The sequence below is a fragment of the Bacillus sp. ISL-57 genome, assembly GCF_018613135.1.
Taxonomy (GTDB): domain Bacteria; phylum Bacillota; class Bacilli; order Bacillales; family DSM-1321; genus Peribacillus; species Peribacillus frigoritolerans.
This window is the reverse complement of record NZ_JAGGQV010000017.1, coordinates 16,730-34,203: the sequence shown is the minus strand read 5'-3', so window position 1 is coordinate 34,203 and position 17,474 is coordinate 16,730. Positions and strand designations below refer to the sequence as shown.

General features: G+C 44.6%; 14 protein-coding genes, 1 other RNA gene, 1 pseudogene and 1 other annotated feature. Of the genes and pseudogenes, 2 read left to right on the top strand and 14 right to left on the bottom strand.

The window, feature by feature from the left end; all coding sequences use genetic code 11:
* Positions 1 to 274 precede the first annotated feature (274 nt).
* The 7 genes and pseudogenes from J7I90_RS19700 to J7I90_RS19670 all read right to left on the bottom strand — a co-directional run bounded on the left by J7I90_RS19700 (position 275) and on the right by J7I90_RS19670 (position 7,005).
* Positions 275 to 982: an ABC transporter ATP-binding protein gene (locus J7I90_RS19700; RefSeq protein WP_214773412.1), complete on the bottom strand. Its 708-nt coding sequence runs from the start codon at positions 980 to 982 to the stop codon at positions 275 to 277.
* Entirely contained in the window at positions 982 to 1,761 is a 780-nt protein-coding gene (locus J7I90_RS19695; protein ID WP_214773411.1) for an ABC transporter ATP-binding protein, read from the bottom strand. The genes J7I90_RS19700 and J7I90_RS19695 overlap by 1 nt, the downstream gene beginning before the upstream one ends.
* Positions 1,736 to 2,707, bottom strand: coding sequence for a branched-chain amino acid ABC transporter permease (locus J7I90_RS19690; protein ID WP_214773410.1), 972 nt, complete (start codon positions 2,705 to 2,707; stop codon positions 1,736 to 1,738). The genes J7I90_RS19695 and J7I90_RS19690 overlap by 26 nt, the downstream gene beginning before the upstream one ends.
* Positions 2,708 to 2,720: 13 nt before the next feature.
* Positions 2,721 to 3,583: pseudogene (locus J7I90_RS19685) on the bottom strand (branched-chain amino acid ABC transporter permease).
* Between the two features lie 76 nt (positions 3,584 to 3,659).
* A complete protein-coding gene (locus J7I90_RS19680) occupies positions 3,660 to 4,847 on the bottom strand; it encodes an ABC transporter substrate-binding protein (protein WP_214773409.1) in 1,188 nt (395 codons plus the stop codon).
* 178 nt (positions 4,848 to 5,025) lie between these two features.
* Complete coding sequence (locus J7I90_RS19675) at positions 5,026 to 5,787, bottom strand: tRNA threonylcarbamoyladenosine dehydratase (RefSeq protein WP_214773408.1); 762 nt, start codon at positions 5,785 to 5,787, stop codon at positions 5,026 to 5,028.
* Positions 5,788 to 5,898: 111 nt separating this feature from the next.
* Positions 5,899 to 7,005: a M20 family metallopeptidase gene (locus J7I90_RS19670; protein WP_214773407.1), complete on the bottom strand. Its 1,107-nt coding sequence runs from the start codon at positions 7,003 to 7,005 to the stop codon at positions 5,899 to 5,901.
* 189 nt (positions 7,006 to 7,194) lie between these two features.
* On the opposite strand from J7I90_RS19670, the gene J7I90_RS19665 reads away from it, so the two are divergent.
* On the top strand, positions 7,195 to 7,383 hold the full coding sequence (locus J7I90_RS19665; protein WP_214773406.1) for a hypothetical protein: 189 nt from the start codon (positions 7,195 to 7,197) through the stop codon (positions 7,381 to 7,383).
* On the opposite strand, the gene J7I90_RS19660 is transcribed toward J7I90_RS19665, so the two are convergent.
* The 5 genes from J7I90_RS19660 to J7I90_RS19640 all read right to left on the bottom strand — a co-directional run bounded on the left by J7I90_RS19660 (position 7,369) and on the right by J7I90_RS19640 (position 12,667).
* Positions 7,369 to 8,229, bottom strand: a complete 861-nt coding sequence (locus J7I90_RS19660) for an NERD domain-containing protein (RefSeq protein ID WP_311315242.1) — start codon at positions 8,227 to 8,229, stop codon at positions 7,369 to 7,371. The genes J7I90_RS19665 and J7I90_RS19660 overlap by 15 nt on opposite strands.
* Before the next feature lie 522 nt (positions 8,230 to 8,751).
* Positions 8,752 to 8,937: non-coding RNA, 6S RNA (gene ssrS / locus J7I90_RS19655), on the bottom strand.
* A gap of 86 nt (positions 8,938 to 9,023) precedes the next feature.
* Entirely contained in the window at positions 9,024 to 10,793 is a 1,770-nt protein-coding gene (gene aspS, locus J7I90_RS19650; RefSeq protein ID WP_048683760.1) for an aspartate--tRNA ligase, read from the bottom strand.
* A gap of 12 nt (positions 10,794 to 10,805) precedes the next feature.
* A complete protein-coding gene (gene hisS, locus J7I90_RS19645; RefSeq protein ID WP_214773404.1) occupies positions 10,806 to 12,077 on the bottom strand; it encodes a histidine--tRNA ligase in 1,272 nt (423 codons plus the stop codon).
* A 100-nt stretch (positions 12,078 to 12,177) separates the two neighbouring features.
* Positions 12,178 to 12,414: a binding site (T-box leader), on the bottom strand.
* A 79-nt stretch (positions 12,415 to 12,493) separates the two neighbouring features.
* Positions 12,494 to 12,667, bottom strand: coding sequence for a hypothetical protein (locus J7I90_RS19640; RefSeq protein WP_034308777.1), 174 nt, complete (start codon positions 12,665 to 12,667; stop codon positions 12,494 to 12,496).
* Positions 12,668 to 12,796: 129 nt separating this feature from the next.
* On the opposite strand from J7I90_RS19640, the gene J7I90_RS19635 reads away from it, so the two are divergent.
* A complete protein-coding gene (locus J7I90_RS19635) occupies positions 12,797 to 14,566 on the top strand; it encodes an N-acetylmuramoyl-L-alanine amidase family protein (RefSeq protein WP_214773403.1) in 1,770 nt (589 codons plus the stop codon).
* Positions 14,567 to 14,629: 63 nt separating this feature from the next.
* Here the strand turns inward: J7I90_RS19635 and dtd are convergent, their stop codons facing one another.
* Positions 14,630 to 15,073 carry a D-aminoacyl-tRNA deacylase gene (gene dtd, locus J7I90_RS19630; protein WP_214773402.1) on the bottom strand — a complete coding sequence of 148 codons (444 nt, stop codon included), beginning with the start codon at positions 15,071 to 15,073 and terminating at the stop codon, positions 14,630 to 14,632.
* A 15-nt stretch (positions 15,074 to 15,088) separates the two neighbouring features.
* Complete coding sequence (locus J7I90_RS19625) at positions 15,089 to 17,287, bottom strand: RelA/SpoT family protein (protein ID WP_214773401.1); 2,199 nt, start codon at positions 17,285 to 17,287, stop codon at positions 15,089 to 15,091.
* Positions 17,288 to 17,474: the final 187 nt, after the last annotated feature.

Genomic DNA, 17,474 nt, shown 5'->3' with positions numbered 1-17,474 from the left:
TATTGATATTACAAACTCCTTATTTATAGATCAAAAAAATTTATTCATTCGCTTATTTTCATCATCCTATTAATTACATTTTTACCAAAATACAAGTATAATGATAGGGAATTAAACCCAGTTTTTTCGTGCTTTTTTAGTCTTAATTCCTATATCGAAATTGAATAATACTATATTGGATGTATAAAATCATGCATGAAACCCTGTGCTTTTTTATCTTCCTGCATATTTTGCATAAACTGATCAACAAACAAATAAACCGCCAAACGGCGGTTCAGTGGCCTCCTAAATAGGCCATTTTTATTTCTTCACTTGATGTTAGTTCCTCGGCATTGCCCGACAGGACGATTCGTCCCGTTTCAACGACATACGCCCGATCTGCAATGGATAAGGCGAGGTTGGCGTTTTGCTCGACCAAAAGGATCGTTGTGCCGGACTCACTGATCTCCTGGATGATGTTGAATATTTGCTTCACCAAAAGCGGTGCAAGGCCCATCGAAGGTTCATCGAGCAGTAATAGTCGCGGTTTCGCCATTAAGGCCCGACCCATTGCAAGCATCTGCTGTTCGCCGCCTGAAAGCGTGCCAGCCTGCTGTTTGATTCTTTCCAGCAGCCTCGGAAATAGCTCGTATACCTTTTCCATATCCTTATGGATGCCATCTTTGTCTTTCCGCAAATAAGCTCCTAGCTCCAGGTTTTCGGCCACCGTCATGTTGGCGAAGACACGTCGTCCTTCAGGTACATGGGATATGCCCAGTTTCACGATGGCCTGTGCCGCTTTTCCCCCAATCGATTCACCTTCGAACAGAACTTTTCCTTGCTTTGGTTTTAAAAGACCGGAAATCGTTTTGAGCAGCGTGCTTTTTCCCGCCCCGTTCGCCCCGATCAAGGTCACGATTTCCCCCTCATTTATCTCCATGGAAACCCCTTTTAGCGCTTGGATATTGCCGTAATAAACATTGATGTCCTCTATTTTCAGCATCAGGAAACCTCCTCCCCTAGATATGCCTCGATAACCTTTGGATCGTTGCGGATTTCTTCCGGTTTTCCGTGAGCGATGAGCTGTCCATGATCAAGGACATAAATCCGTTCGCATACACCCATGACCAGTGACATATCATGTTCGATTAGCAAAACGGTAAGGTTGAACTCCTTCCGGATAAAAGCAATGAGGTTCATTAATTCTTTCGTTTCATGGGGGTTCATCCCGGCTGCTGGTTCGTCCAGTAAAAGAAGTTTCGGATTGGCGGCAAGGGCACGGGCGATTTCCAGCCGCCTTTGCTGTCCGTATGGAAGATTCTTCGCTTTTTCATCCTTAAAATGGTCAAGATTGAAAATCCGCAAAAATTCGAGCGCCTTTTCATCCATTTCCTTTTCCCCTGAAAAATATCCGGGCAACCGGAATATGGAGCTTGGAATTCCATGCTTGGCAAGCGAGTGGTAAGCAACCTTCACATTATCGATCACGGATAACTCACTGAAGAGACGAATGTTTTGAAAGGTCCTCGAGATCCCTTTTCGGGTAATTTTATAAGGCGGCTGCTTATTTAGATTTTCCCCGTTCAAGGCGATCGTTCCTTCCGTAGGGACATACACACCCGTCAATAAATTGAAGAAGGTCGTTTTCCCAGCCCCATTCGGCCCGATCAGGCCTACAAGTTCCCCTGGAAATAATTCCACGTTCACATCGGACACCGCTTTCAATCCGCCAAAGCGTATACCCACCGAATCTACCTTAAGCAACGGTATTGTGACTTCCATCCTTTGGGCCCCCTTTCGTTTTTTTATGTGTGAACAATGATGTGATTTCTCTTGTTCCCATTAACCCCTGCGGGCGGAAAATCATCATCAGGATCAGGACAAGACTATAGATGATCATCCTCGTTTCCGGATAATCCTGAAGGAATGTCGTCACGATCGTCAGTAAAATGGCGGCTAAAACCGAACCTGAAAGACTTCCAAGACCGCCAAGTACGACGAAAATCAGTATATCGAAGGATTTCAGGAAACCGAAATTCGATGGCTGGATAATATAAAAATTATGGGCATAGAGCGATCCGGCAATTCCGGCAAAAAAAGCTCCGATGACAAAGGCCGCCACTTTATAATAGGTCGTATTGATTCCCATCGCATCAGCCGCCGTTTCATCTTCCCTAACAGATATGCATGCACGCCCGTGAGTCGAATTTGTGAAATTCCTGATGACTAAGACGGTGATCATGACACAGGCAAAAACCCATGGCCAAGAAGTCAGGTGGGATACCTGCATCCCGCTTGCACTGCCTACATAGTCAATATTCAAAAGGACGATCCGGACAATTTCCCCAAAACCAAGGGTGGCTATCGCCAGGTAATCCCCCTTCAGGCGCAAGCTGGGTATCCCGATCACCATACCCGCAACAGCGGCGATGACGCCCCCAGCCAATACGGCTATGATGAAAGGAAGTTCCAGCTTCATTGTCATGACTGCCGAAGCATAGGCCCCAACCGCTAAAAAACCGGCATGCCCGATCGAGAACTGCCCGGTTATTCCAATGATTAAATGAAGGCTCGTCGCCAGCATGATATTGATGCCGATGAACATGAGCGTGTTGATATAAAATGGATTGAGGATACCGTTTGAAATGGTGTACTGCATGATTCCGAAAAAAATAAGTGCGAGCACGATCGAGAGCCAAAAACCCTTTGAATTCTTTAAAGTAGTCATCGCCATGTCTCCCCTATACTTTTTCTCTTTTATTTTTACCGAACAGTCCCTGCGGCAAGAAAATCAAAATCAAGATAAGTACGACGAAAGCCACTCCATCGCGCCATAATGAGTAACCGGCGGCACTGACCAAAGCCTCGATCACTCCAAGCAGCAGACCGCCGACCATCGCTCCCGGAATGATGCCGATGCCGCCCAAGACGGCTGGCCAGGAAGGACACCCATCAACGGTTCGATCTTTATATAGTAGATGCCAAAAATGACACCAGCTGCCCCTGCCAGGGCCGAACCTATGGCGAACGTAGCCGAAATCGTATTGTTCACATTTATTCCCATCAGCTTGGCCGCCTCGGAATCGAATGAAACGGCACGCATCGCTTTGCCGATTTTTGTTTTATGGACAACGAATTGCAGGATGATCATCAAAATGATGGATACGGATAGGATCAATATCGATTGACTGCTGATGGAAACCCCGAATATATCGAGTTTATCCATCGGAAGGACATTATTTGGATAGGCTTCCGGCTGGGCGCCCCGGATGTAAATCAGCCCATTTTCTATCAGAAGGGAAACACCGATGGCCGTTATCAAGGCCGCAATCCGTGTTGCATTACGAAGGGGTTTATAAGCAATGCGTTCAATTAAAACGCCAAAGATGGCACATGTGGCCATCGAAATCAATAAAGCCGGTATGAAGGATAAGTCCATTACGGTAATGGCGTAAAACCCCACAAATGAACCAACCATGAATACGTCACCATGGGCGAAATTTATGAGCTTGACGATTCCGTAAACCATCGTATAACCAAGCGCGATCAATGCATAAATGCTTCCGAGTGAAATGCCATTTACCAATTGCTGAATCAGTTCCATATTGCACTCTCCCCGTTAAGGTGTTTTTTAAGTGAATATAGAATAGGGGGGACTTGCCCCCTATCCACGTAAGGTATTATGGATTGATTTTTGTCTTGAATGTTTGTTTGCCATCCACATATTCCAAGATGGTCGCAGATTTGATCGGATCATGATTTTCATCAAGGTTCAGTGTTCCGGAAACTAATTGAAGATCTTTTACATCTTCCAGCGCTTGTCTGATTTTTTCAGGGGAAGCATCTCCAGATCTCTTGATGGCATCTGCCAGGTAGTACCCAGTGTCATAGCCAAGTGCTGCAAAAGCATCCGGTGTTTTATCGTATTCCTTTTCGAAGGCTGCAACGAAATCCTGGATTTTTGCATCTTCATCTTCCGGGGAATAGTGATTCGTAATATACGTATTCTTTAAAGCATCCGCTCCGGCAATTTCAACGACCTTCGGGGAATCCCAGCCGTCCCCGCCCATGAATGGAAGGTCCATGCCGTCTTCACGGGCCTGTTTTAGGATCAATCCGACTTCCTCATAATATCCAGGAAGGAATACGAACTCAGGTTTTGCCGATTTGATACGTGTCAATGTAGAACGGAAATCAGTATCTTTCGTTACATAAGCTTCTTCCGCCACGATTTTACCGCCCTTGGCAGTGAATGCTTCTTTAAAAGCCGCGGCCAATCCTTTAGAATAATCACTTGCGCTATCCACATAGATCGCAGCCGTCTTGGCCCCAATTTCGTCAGATGCAAAATTGGCTGCCACCGTACCTTGGAATGGGTCGATAAAGCAAGTTCTGAACACATAATCATTTAATTTTCCAGCTTTGTTGGTAATGTCGGGATTTGTTGCAGTTGGTGTGAGGAGAGGTACTTTATTATCTTGTGCGACTTGAACCTGTGCCAATGTATTCGTGCTTGTTGCAGATCCGACTACAGCCACAACCTTGTCCTGGCTGACTAACTTGATCGAACCGCTTGTAGCTTCTGCTGCATCAGATTTATTGTCAACCTTAACGATTTCAAGTTTTTTACCGTCGATGCCCTTTTTATTAATCTCATCGATGGCCAGTTTTAAACCATCGGCAGCCGATTGGCCGAATGATGCCGTTCCTCCGGATAATTCAAGGTTGGCCCCAATTTTAATGGTGTCACCCGATTTTGATGAACCCCCGCCTGAACTGCTAGTTTTCGAGTCGCCGCTGCAACCTGCCAGCGCCCCTGCAACCAATGAAAGTGATAGAAACACTCCTGCTAGCTTTTTCTTCTTCATTTGAAACCCCCTTGTTTTATATGTTCTCAGAATATTTAAATAAAAACAATATTCTGAAAATAGTTTATCTCATTCTTTCGACCCCGTCTATATGATATGGATAAAAAAGTTATTAAAAGGGAATATATGCTATTCGGCACAAAAAAACTGACCCATTATAGAGTCAGTTGATTTATTATCAATCGTTTACACGGCGAACTTCAATGTCTTTTAATAGATCATTGATCACCCAGCTTGCTGCAATTAAACCCGCAACGGATGGTACGAAAGCATTCGAAGACGGAGGCATTTGGGCTTTACGGATTTTTGCCCCATCATTGCCGACTTCTTTCCGCACATCCTCACGAATGACAATAGGGCTCTCGTCGGAAAAGACAACGGGAATTCCCTTTGTTATGCCCTCTTTACGCAATCTAGTACGAATGACCTTGGCTAGCGGATCGGTATGCGTTTTGGAGATATCGGCAATTTGAAAACGCGTCGGGTCCATCTTATTAGCGGCCCCCATGCTAGAAATCACCTTGATATTCCGTTTAAGGCATTCCTTCATCACATGCATTTTATAAATGACCGTATCCGATGCGTCAATGACATAGTCCAGACCATAGCTGAAGAATTCCTCAAATGTCTCTTCTGTATAGAACATTTTAAGAGCGATCACTTCGCAGTCAGGATTGATGTCTTGAATCCGACTTTTCATCAATTCCGCTTTCGGTTGACCGACTGTTGATAATAGAGCATGGATCTGCCTGTTTACATTTGTGATGTCGACATCGTCTTTATCCACAAGAATAATACGGCCTACCCCGGTGCGTGCCAATGCTTCGGCTGAAAATGAACCAACGCCTCCAACACCCAGGACGGCAACGGTCGTGTTTTTCAGAATATCGATTCCTTCCTTGCCAATTGCCAATTCATTACGTGAAAACTGATGCAGCATATATATTCAACTCCAATAAATTCTGTTCTTATTTAGCTTCCCAATTAACAATATATCATAAACATCATTTATGACAAGCGAAATATGAGCAGTCTAATCGGAATTAGTGTGCTAGGTCATTTTTGATAATTTTTGAATGACGGTTGCCAATAGGAGTGTCCTTTCCGTAAGGCTGGGGATTTCCAAATACTCCTCTTCACTATGTGCATTCCCTCCAATGGGCCCGAGTCCATCCACTGTCGCGATTCCCAAATCAGAAGTGATGGAAGCATCCGAACCTCCACCCGTGGCCGTATCCGTGATTTCGATGCCGATTTCCTTCCCAGCCTGCCGGATCGACTCTAAAAGCACGTTCGTTTTCTCATTCTTTTCCATGGGAGAGCGGTCCATTTTCCCGCTTAATGTCGTTTTCGTTCCTGGAATATAGGTTTCGGCACAGATTTTTTTCAGTTGCTTGAGGATGATGGCTTCCTGCCTTTTTTCCGAAATCCGCACATCGACGAAAGCAGCCGCATGGGAAGCGATCATATTGACAGCGGAGCCCCCTTCAATTTTGCCGACATTCACGCTGATTCCTTTCTGCAGATCATTCAATCGATGTAAGGCGATTACCTTATGGGCCAATTCTTCAATTGCACTTCGTCCCTTTTCCGGCTCGATCCCTGAATGGGCGGCCACCCCCGCAATATCCACTTTAAACTGACCGCAACCCCTTCTTGCCGTGACAAGCGAACCGTCCGTCCTTGCCGGTTCAAGAATTAGCGCAAACTTCTTATTGGCCGCTTTTTCCGATATGAGTGAAACAGATGACGGAGACCCGATCTCCTCATCACTATTAAGAATGATCTGGATATGCTTATAGCCTGTCTGCCCCGTCTGTTTCAGGCAAAGGATCGCATAAAAAAGCTCAACCAAACTTGACTTCATATCCGCCACACCAGGACCGTATGCCCGATTTCCCCTCACTTTGAAAGGACGTTTTTGCGCTGTGCCCTCCGGAAAAACCGTATCCATATGGGCAACGACCAGAATATGCGGTTGATGCGCATCACGATGCTGGATGACCAGCTGATTGCCATAATTCTGTTGCTCAACGGTATTCACAATAAAATCCAGACTTTCAAATTTGGTTTTTAAAATCGAGCCAATTTCATCAATACCCTTTTTCGTATGAGAACCACTATCTATATTCACTAGCCGCTCCACTAATTGAAGCATTTCCATCCTCTTAGCATACAATAAATCTTTCAAAGCCCTCACTACTTTCTATCCTTGGCTTCAATTGCTCAACCTTACTATAATTTACGAATCTATACTGCGGAGTGTTACTTAAATGGGAATATTTGAAGTTTATTCGCTGGTTTTTTGGGTGTTTTCTTTGAGTTTGGGGCCTGAGCTTGGGAAGTTGTGCAATTTACTCGTGAATTCGCGTCATTTACTCGTGAATTCGCGTCATTTACTCGTGATTTTGGCCTGTTTACTCGTGAGTTTGGCCGTTTACTCGTGAGTTTGCGTCATTTACTCGTGAGTTTGCGTCATTTACTCGTGAGTTTGCGTCATTTACTCGTGAATTTGGCCCGTTTACTCGTGAATTAATCCATTAAGTTTATAAGCTCTATTTTTAAATTGCCCCGAATAAGGCAATTCCAGTGCAGACAGCATCCGCTGCATGATATCAATTGAATCTATTTGTAAAAAGAGCCGTGCTTGTTTATTTGTTATATTGGGTTTTATGAGGAGAGCAAAATCGCGAAGAGTTTGAATGTGGGCATCTTTAGAGGCGTATGAACATTGACTGCATGTCCATTTGCCCCAGTGATAGTGCATATGGAGAGCAGCGCATTCAGGACATTGAACGCTTTTTAGCAGATCTTGCTCATCGATTTGATATAAATTGAGTATATCAGGATTAAGTGGAGTGTTTTTTTGCAGAATCGTGTTCGAAAGTCTAGTGCTCTGCCTTTGGGTTAATTGCTCGGAAGGATACTTTTTTTCAAGGGTATTGATTTTGGTGATGAGGGTTTCTTTTCCCGTGATTTTTTTGAAAATGGGGGTAAAACCTGGGGTAGTCCTGATGATCGTATTCGAGTTTGCGTTGGCAATTAACGTTTCAATCGGCAGCGAGGGGAATTTGTGAAAAGTAAGCCAATCATTTAATCGGGATTTTTGCACGTCGACCTGGATTAGCGGATCCAGATATGCCTGTTCCTGTCCGTCTTTTGAACGAATCAATTGGGGATAGGTACGGTCAAAATAGAGCGTTCCTGCAAAGTTTTTCACTTCAATGATGATACAGTAATTCCGGGTGATTATTAGGAAATCCATTTGAAAATAACGGCTCCCATCGTGGTCCAACCTCAAATCATGAAATACTCGATATTCTTTCGGAAGATTCTTCAACTCCTTTCCGATACTCCGCTCCCCGTTAAATCCTGTACGGATTTTTTCGGAAATCGTTCTTTATTCTTTCCTGTTTTGGATGATTTGCTGATAGCCTCCTGCTTAATGCCTCCAGTTTGAGCATTTTCATAGGCTTTTCACACGGTTTTAACATCCATACATCAACTCCTTCTCCTTTAGCTTCTTTATTATTCCCTTTTTTTCCTGCTAGGAACTGAAATCGTTTTACCGTACGTTTACTTTTTTTAATTCATGAAATTGTAGCTCACTCGTGAATTTCCGCTGTTTACTCGTGAATTCACGCCATTTACTCGTGAGTTTTCACTATTTACTCGTGAGTTCACGCCATTTACTCGTGAGTTCGCCATTTACTCGTGAGTTTACGCCATTTACTCGTGAGTTCGCCATTTACTCGTGAGTTTACTCTGTTTACTCGTGAGTTTACGCCATTTACTCGTGATTTCACGCTATTTACTCGTGAGTTTGCACCATTTACTCGTAAGTTAACTATTTTAATGCACAAAAAAACCCATGTTATTTAACATGAGTTGCTTTGTAAGGTGTAAGAGTCCCAATTGTGCCGTTTACGCCTTTGTTTTGAACCCGCTCTCCGCAGGTGGGTGCTCGGTTCCTCGCGTTTGTAAGTCCTCTTCGAGGGAGGCTTTTACGCGGCCAGGAAACTAGTGCTCCCGGTAACTATAAGTGTTCGGTCAAAACTTATAGGTTAAAGAACGAACACATCAGGACTCTTACTTGTTGAAAACATCATAGCATAATGCTTAACTCTATTTCAAGGAAAAACACATAGGTATTTTTTCATATTTTTCCCAAATGAATTATTTTTTAAGTGCAGCAAGCCTTAGGTTAAGTTCGGCCAATTGCTTGTCACTTACGGTACTCGGTGCGTCAACGAGCAGGTCGCTTGCGCTTGCTGTTTTCGGGAACGCGATGGTGTCGCGAAGGTTCGTGCGGCCTGCAAGCAGCATGACCATGCGGTCCAGTCCAAGGGCGATTCCGCCGTGTGGTGGCGTTCCGTATTCGAATGCATCCATTAGGAAGCCGAATTGTGCGTTTGCTTCTTCTTCGGAGAATCCAAGAACTTTGAACATTTTTTCCTGAACGTCGCGTTCGAATATCCGCAGTGATCCACCGCCAAGTTCGTAGCCGTTCAGGACAAGGTCATATGCTTGTGCACGGACGCTTGCTGGGTCTGATTCCAGTTTGTCCATGTCTTCACGGAATGGCATTGTGAATGGATGGTGTGCCGCATAGTAGCGTCCTTCTTCTTCGTCATATTCAAGTAATGGCCAGTCCGTCACCCATAGGAAGTTGAATTTGCTTTGATCGATTAAGCCTCTTTCTTTACCAAGCTTGATGCGAAGTGCTCCAAGTGCATCTGCGACTATGCCTTTCTTGTCCGCCACGAATAGGATTAAATCGCCCACTTCAGCTTCCAATTCAGATACTAATTGCTCTTGATCTTCTGCGAAGAATTTGGCGATTGGTCCTTTTACACCGTCTTCTTCAACTTTTAGCCATGCAAGGCCTTTAGCACCGTAAATCGCTGCAAATTCAGCCAAGCCATCAATGTCTTTACGGGAATAATCCGCATTTCCGTCCTTGACGACGATTGCCTTAACTTGACCGCCGCTTGCTACAGCACCGGTGAACACTTTGAAATCACTGTCTTTGACGATTTCGGAAACATCTTTAAGTTCCATTCCGAAACGCGTATCCGGTTTGTCGGAACCGTAACGGCTCATCGCTTCATTGTAAGTCATTCGAGGGAATGGAAGTGTTACGTCCAATCCTTTTACATCTTTCATCACTTTAGCCATCATGTTTTCTGCCGTGTTAATGATATCTTCTTGGCTCATGAAGCTTGTTTCAATATCGATTTGCGTGAATTCGGGCTGTCTGTCAGCACGTAAGTCTTCATCTCGGAAACAGCGGGCAATTTGATAATAACGTTCGAAACCGGATACCATCAATAGCTGCTTGAAGATTTGCGGTGATTGCGGAAGTGCATAGAACTCCCCTTCGTGCACGCGGCTAGGCACTAAATAATCACGTGCTCCTTCAGGTGTACTTTTTGTTAAGATAGGAGTTTCGATATCAAGGAAACCTTCACCGTCCAAGTAGTCACGGATCGCTTTTGTTGTTTTGTTGCGCATTTTCAATGTTTCGAACATCGCCGGACGACGCAGGTCCAGATAACGATATTTCAAGCGGATGTCTTCTGATACATCCGTTCTTTCATCAATGATGAATGGAGGGGTCTTTGCTTCGTTTAAAATTGTAACGTTTTCGGCTTGAACTTCGACGGTACCTGTTGTTACGTTCGGATTGAAGTTGGCTTCGTCACGTTTGATGACTGTCCCTTGGATATCAAGGACGTATTCATTACGGATTTTTTCGGCTGTGGCAAGCGCGTCTGCCGAAATGTCAGGATTGAAAACGACCTGGACGACTCCGCTTCTGTCACGTAGGTCGATAAAGATGACCCCGCCCAAATCCCTGCGTTTTTGTACCCATCCTTTTAATGTTACTTTTTCACCAATAGCTGCTTCTGTCACTTCACCATTGAAGTATGTTCTGCCAAACATGGTATTTCCCCCTTAAGCCTGTAGCTTTTTGAATTGTTCAACGAATGTTGCAAGATCCATTTGGACTTGTTCACCGGTTTCCATGAACTTTACATTGATTTTATTATTTGCCAATTCATCATCCCCAAGTGTCGCCACATATCTTGCTTCGAGGCGGTCGGCTGATTTGAATTGTGCTTTCACTTTACGGTCTTGATAGTCTTTTTCGACGGTAAAACCGGCATTCCGCAATTGATGGGCAAGTTTGACGGTATAATCCTTGGCTGTTTCACCTAGTGAGACAAGATAGCAGTCAATTCCCTTTTTGATCGGAAGCTCGATGTTTTCTGCTTGGAGGGCAGCAATCAGCCGTTCAATGCTAAGTCCAAAGCCGATTCCTGGTGTTTCCGGTCCGCCAAGTTCTTCAGCCAGCCCGTTATAACGGCCCCCGCCGCAAAGTGTAGTGATGGCGCCAAAGCCTTCTGCATCACTCATGATTTCAAATGCGGTATGATTATAGTAATCCAAGCCCCTCACTAGAGTCGGATCTTCGACGAATTCGATTTCCAAATCAGTTAAGTGCTGTTTCACCTTTTCGAAATAAGTACGGGATTCATCATTTAAATATTCAATGATGGAAGGAGCCGTGTTCATCAATTCGTGATCGTGGTCCTTTTTGCAATCCAGGATACGCAAAGGGTTTTTTTCGAGGCGGTTTTGACAATCGCCGCAAAACTCGCCGATGCGTGGTTCGAAATGTTTGATTAACGCATTGCGATGCGCTGTCCGGCTTTCCTTATCACCAAGGCTGTTGATGACAAGCTTCAGCTTTTTCAAACCAAGTTCCTTGTACAGGTTCATCGCAAGTGACAGAACCTCTGCATCGATTCCAGGATCCTTACTTCCTAAAGCTTCGATGCCGAATTGAACGAACTGGCGGAATCGACCTGCTTGCGGACGTTCGTAACGGAACATCGGTCCGATATAATAAAGCTTGACCGGTTGATTGGCCCACCCGAACATTTTGTTCTCGATATATGACCGTACAACCGATGCAGTGCCTTCCGGACGAAGGGTTAAGTTCCTTTCACCGCGATCTTGAAATGAATACATCTCTTTTTGAACGATATCGGTTGTATCGCCAACACCGCGTAAAAATAATTCCGTGTGCTCAAAAATCGGTGTGCGGATTTCTTTATATTGGTAACGGTGACAAATATCACGCGCTGTGTCCTCGATATACTGCCAAATTTCCGTTTGGCCAGGCAATAAATCCTGGGTACCTCTAGGAATCTGAATAGACATATGTGTTTCCTCCTTTAAAGCAAAGCGGCCTTTCTTATGACGGCACGCTATACTGATTTTTTCCAAACAAAAAACTCCCGCCCCTTGTAACGTATATGTTACAAGGGACGAGAGTTTGGATATCCCGTGGTGCCACCCTAGTTGAAGCACAAAAAAAGTGCTTCCGCTCAAAAACAGTTAACGCCTGTTTTACGTCCATCTCCTATTAAGTAAATCCGTTCGGAGTGAAGCCTACGGAGGGTTCTTTCATTAAGTCATCATGTGGAATGCTTTCAGCCTCGGCATTTCCTCTCTTTTCATGTGTTTCTTAATTACTCTTCTCCATCATTGGTTATTGCAGTAATAAGTCTGATATTTTATAATCATACGGACGTTAACATCAAATGTCAAGGCAGTCTGAGGATTTTTGTCGCATTTTACTGGTTCAAACGTTTTTTCAAATTTTTGATCGTCCGGACATTGACCCCGAATTCGGATGCCAATTCAACAAGGTTTGCGCTTTGTTCCTTTTGGATGAAATCGTGAAAATCGACACCCAGTACTTGATTGCCTCCGCTTAAGCTCGTTTGATCTTTTTCGCTGAATTTCATGTGGTTTCCCTCCTACAGTTATATAAGCTCTATTCTTTCCTAAAAAAAATGTTTTTTGCACAGGGAAAGAGGGAAATTTTCATTGAACGAGAATACATACATATAGACATTAAAAGGGAGAGACAACTTATGAAGAAGAAATCGGGTTTATTCGGCCTGACACTGATGCTGATATTCTCAGTGATTTTCCCCGTCCATCACGCTTTTGGAAAAGATGATGGGGAAAATATCGTGACGACCCAAGTGGTCAATGTCCGTGAAGGTGCAGGTCTCAGTTTCCCTATCGTAAAAAAACTGTCAAAAGGGGAATCGTATCCCATTCTTGATGAAGATGGCGACTGGATTGAAATCCGGATCGGCACCGGCAAAACGGGCTGGGTTGCCAATTGGTTAGTGGATAGACAAACAGGGTCTGATAACAATCAGGTCAAAAAGGGATCCGGACAAGGGACGATATCAGGCAGCTCCGTCCGTGTCCGAACAGGTCCCGGCACTACATTTCAAACGGTTGGGTCCTTGAGTAAAGGAACTTTTGTTGACATCATTGAAAAAAATGAGAATTGGATAAAGGTCAAAACGGCGGATATCGAAGGCTGGGTCTCTGCTGACTACATTACGCTTCCCTCCGTATCAGAAAAAGCAGCGAAGAAAGATTCAACCAAGGAAAAAAGAACGAATCAATCCGTGAAAACCGGAGTAACTTTGGTGGACCGGCTCAATGTCCGTTCGGAACCGTCAACAAGCAGTGCCGCACTCGGAAAGCTGAATAAAAATACGTCAGTGACCGTCTACAGGGTTGAAAATGAATGGGCTGAAATTGATTTCCAAGGAACCCGCGGTTGGGTAGCTGAACCTTACATACAGGTGAGCGAAGATCATGCTGATATGAAAGAGGACACGACAGGCGCTACTGCAAGGGTGACCGCCACGGGTTTAACTGTCAGGAATGAAGCCTCGCTCTCAAGCAAGGTCATCGGTTCGGTGAACAAGGATGAGACTTACGCCGTGCTCCAAACAAAGGGAAATATGACACAGATCCAGCTCACTGGTTCAAAAAAGGGCTGGGTAGTGAGTTGGTACCTGGAAAAAGAGAATGTCGAGCAAACGGCAAAGGAAAAAAGGGTTGATGTAAAAGGAAACAAGATTACCATCATTCATGATGGTACGATCCTTAGAAGTGAGCCGGATGGCAACTCGGGGATTGTAGGGCAAGCCAATGCAGGTGAAACGTTCACGGCATCAGGTATGGAAGGCGACTGGTATTCCATTAAACTAAAGGGCGGAAAAACTGCTTATGTGGCCGGATGGATCGTGACGATCGAAGGGAATGCCGAGCAGATTCAACGACCTGGCGTTGAGAAATACCTAAAGGATAAAACGATTGTGATCGATCCCGGCCATGGCGGCAGGGATAGCGGTACAATCGGGGTCGGTGGAACACTTGAGAAAAACCTGACGATGCGAACGGCAGAATTGCTGCGGGACAAACTTCAGGCGGCAGGAGCTAAAGTGATCCTGACCAGGAGCGGAAATACCTATGTTCCACTCCCTTCCCGGGTCAGTACTTCTCATATACATAACGCGGATGCTTTCATCAGCCTCCATTATGATAGCACCAAGGACCAGATCACCAGCGGGATAACCACATACTACTATCATGATTACCAGCGTGCGTTGGCGGCTACACTGGCCAATTCACTCGGTTCCACCATGCAGGTGCCCAATCGCGGATCCCGATACGGGAATTATCATGTTACCCGTGAAAATAAACGGGTAGCAACACTCATTGAACTAGGTTATTTAAGTAATCCAGTGGAAGAATTGACATTAACATCGAATGAGTATCAAGAAAAAATCACATCGGCCATCTATAATGGCTTGGCACGGTATTTTAAATAAGGACTAGAAAAGCCAGCTTCGCATCGAAGCTGGCTTTTCTACAAAAAAACCTGCCGCAGCAGGTCATTTTTTGCTTTCAAGTATTAATGTGACGGGACCGTCATTAGTAAGCTGAACATCCATCATGGCACCGAATTGACCTGTTTCCGTATGGACGCCTTTTTTGCGGAGTTCCTCGTTAAATGCTTCATATAATTCTTTCGCCTCTTCAGGACGGGCGGCGTCCATGAAGTTCGGTCGGCGGCCTTTACGGCAATCGCCGTATAAGGTGAATTGTGAAACGGATAAAATCGAACCTCCCACATCCAATAGTGAGTGGTTCATCTTTTCATTTTCGTCTTCAAATATCCTTAGATTGACAATCTTTTCGGCCAAATAGGCGGCGTCATCGATTGTATCTCCATGGGTGACACCAACCAACAGGACAAGACCGCTGTCGATTTGTCCGATTATTTGGTCTGCGACAACTACTTTTGCCGCTTTGGAACGTTGTAAAACAACACGCATGGCAATAAAGACTCCTTAGTTCATGATCCTTCTAACGGAATAAACATCTGAAATTTGTTTAATGCGGTCGACAACCTTTTGCAAATGGGCAATGTTATGAATATAAATCGACATGTGAATGGTCGCGACCTTATTCCTGTCGGATTTACCCGAGACCGCTGAAATGTTGGTCTTGGTTTCATTGACGGCTTGAAGAACTTCATTCAATAAGCCGCGACGGTCATAGCCGCTGATTTCAATTTCCACGATGTATTCCTTGCGTTCGTTAATCGTACTTTCCCATTCAACCGGTACAAGGCGATGATCGGCATCCCCGCTATCCAGGTTCGGGCAATCTTGCCTATGAACTGAAACGCCGCGGCCTTTGGTTATATAACCAACGATTTCATCCCCTGGTACTGGGTTGCAACAGCGTGATAAGCGGATAAGCAGGTTATCAATCCCTGGTACCTGTACGCCCGAGTCACGTTTTTTAGATGTATTGGAGAAGGTTTTCAGATCGGCTACCGCTTCAGAAATATCCGCTTCTTGCTCGACCATTTTCTGCTTACGCCATTTTTCGGTAAGGCGGTTAGCTACCTGAAGGGCTGTTATTCCGTTATATCCGACTGCTGCATACATATCCTCTTCATTCAGGAAATTGAATTTATCCGCAACACGCCTGATATTCTCCGCAGCCAGGATTTCCTTCAGGTCGAACTCCATATCCTTGATTTCCTTTTCAACAAGCTCTTTGCCTTTTTCGATATTTTCTTCCCGGCGCTGCTTCTTGAAAAATTGGCGGATCTTATTTTTCGCTTGAGATGTTTGCGTCAGTTTAAGCCAATCCTGACTTGGACCATATGAATGCTTCGATGTTAAGATTTCTATGATATCGCCAGTTTTCAGTTTATAATCCAGCGGTACCATTTTCCCGTTCACTTTGGCACCAATCGTTTTGTTTCCGATTTCCGAATGAATCCGGTAAGCGAAATCAATCGGGTTGGATCCTGATGGCAATTCGATGACATCTCCTTTTGGAGTGAAAATGAATACCATATCAGAAAAAAGATCTATTTTAAGGGATTCCATGAATTCCTCGGCATTAGTCGCATCATCCTGGAATTCAAGAATTTCCCGGAACCATGTCAATTTTTCTTCCAGTGAAGGCTGTTCACCGACATCTTTTCCCTCTTTATAAGCCCAGTGCGCAGCAACCCCGAACTCGGCAATGCGATGCATATCGGAAGTACGGATCTGCACTTCCAGCGGATCGCCTTTCGGTCCGATCACCGTCGTATGGAGCGATTGATACATATTCGGCTTCGGCATCGCGATATAGTCTTTGAATCGGCCAGGCATCGGCTTCCAGCATGTATGGATGATCCCTAAAACGGCATAGCAATCTTTTATGCTATTGACAACGATCCGAACGGCAAGCAAATCATAAATTTCACTGAACTGTTTATTCTGCAAAGCCATTTTGCGATAAATGCTGTAAATATGTTTCGGCCTGCCGGACAGGTCAGCCTTAATGTTGACTTCCTCAACGTTTTTACGCACTTCATCTATGACTTCTTCCAGATAGTTTTCACGTTCTGCACGCTTTTTCTTCATCAGGTTGACGATTCGGTAATACTGCTGAGGATTCAAATACCTTAGTGCAGTATCTTCGAGTTCCCATTTAATCGTGCTGATCCCGAGACGATGGGCCAGCGGTGCGAAGATTTCCAACGTCTCGTTCGATATCCTTCTCTGCTTTTCCTGCGGCAGATGCTTCAATGTCCGCATATTATGCAGCCTGTCCGCAAGCTTGATCAAGATGACCCGTATATCCTGGGCCATCGCCACGAACATTTTCCGATGGTTTTCCGCCTGCTGCTCCTGCTGTGATTTGTATTTGATTTTCCCTAACTTGGTCACGCCATCCACAAGCATGGCGACTTCAGGACTGAAATTTTCTTCAATATCCTTCAAAGTGACCTCCGTGTCTTCAACAACATCATGTAAAAAACCTGCCGCAATGGTTGCAGGGTCCATTTCAAGATCAGCCAGAATGCCCGCCACTTGAATCGGATGAATAATATACGGCTCTCCCGATTTACGGAATTGTTCTCGGTGAGCATACTCTGCATACTTAAACGCTCTATGAATAAATTCAGCTTCTTCCGGCTGAAGATATAAGCTGGCCCGTTCTACAACCTGCTCGGCAGTCAATATTTGATCATTAGCCATTTAATCACCTTAACCCCACTTTAACTGCCACCGGATATGATCCGGATTGAGTATGATTGGTAGCACTTCCCTTTATTCTGCAAAACGTGACAATTTTTGCGAAAAAAAATAAATCCGCTTAAACGGATAAAAGTGCAAATAAACTTATTAGCAGAAAAACTCTTTATTATTACTATTATCGAAAAAA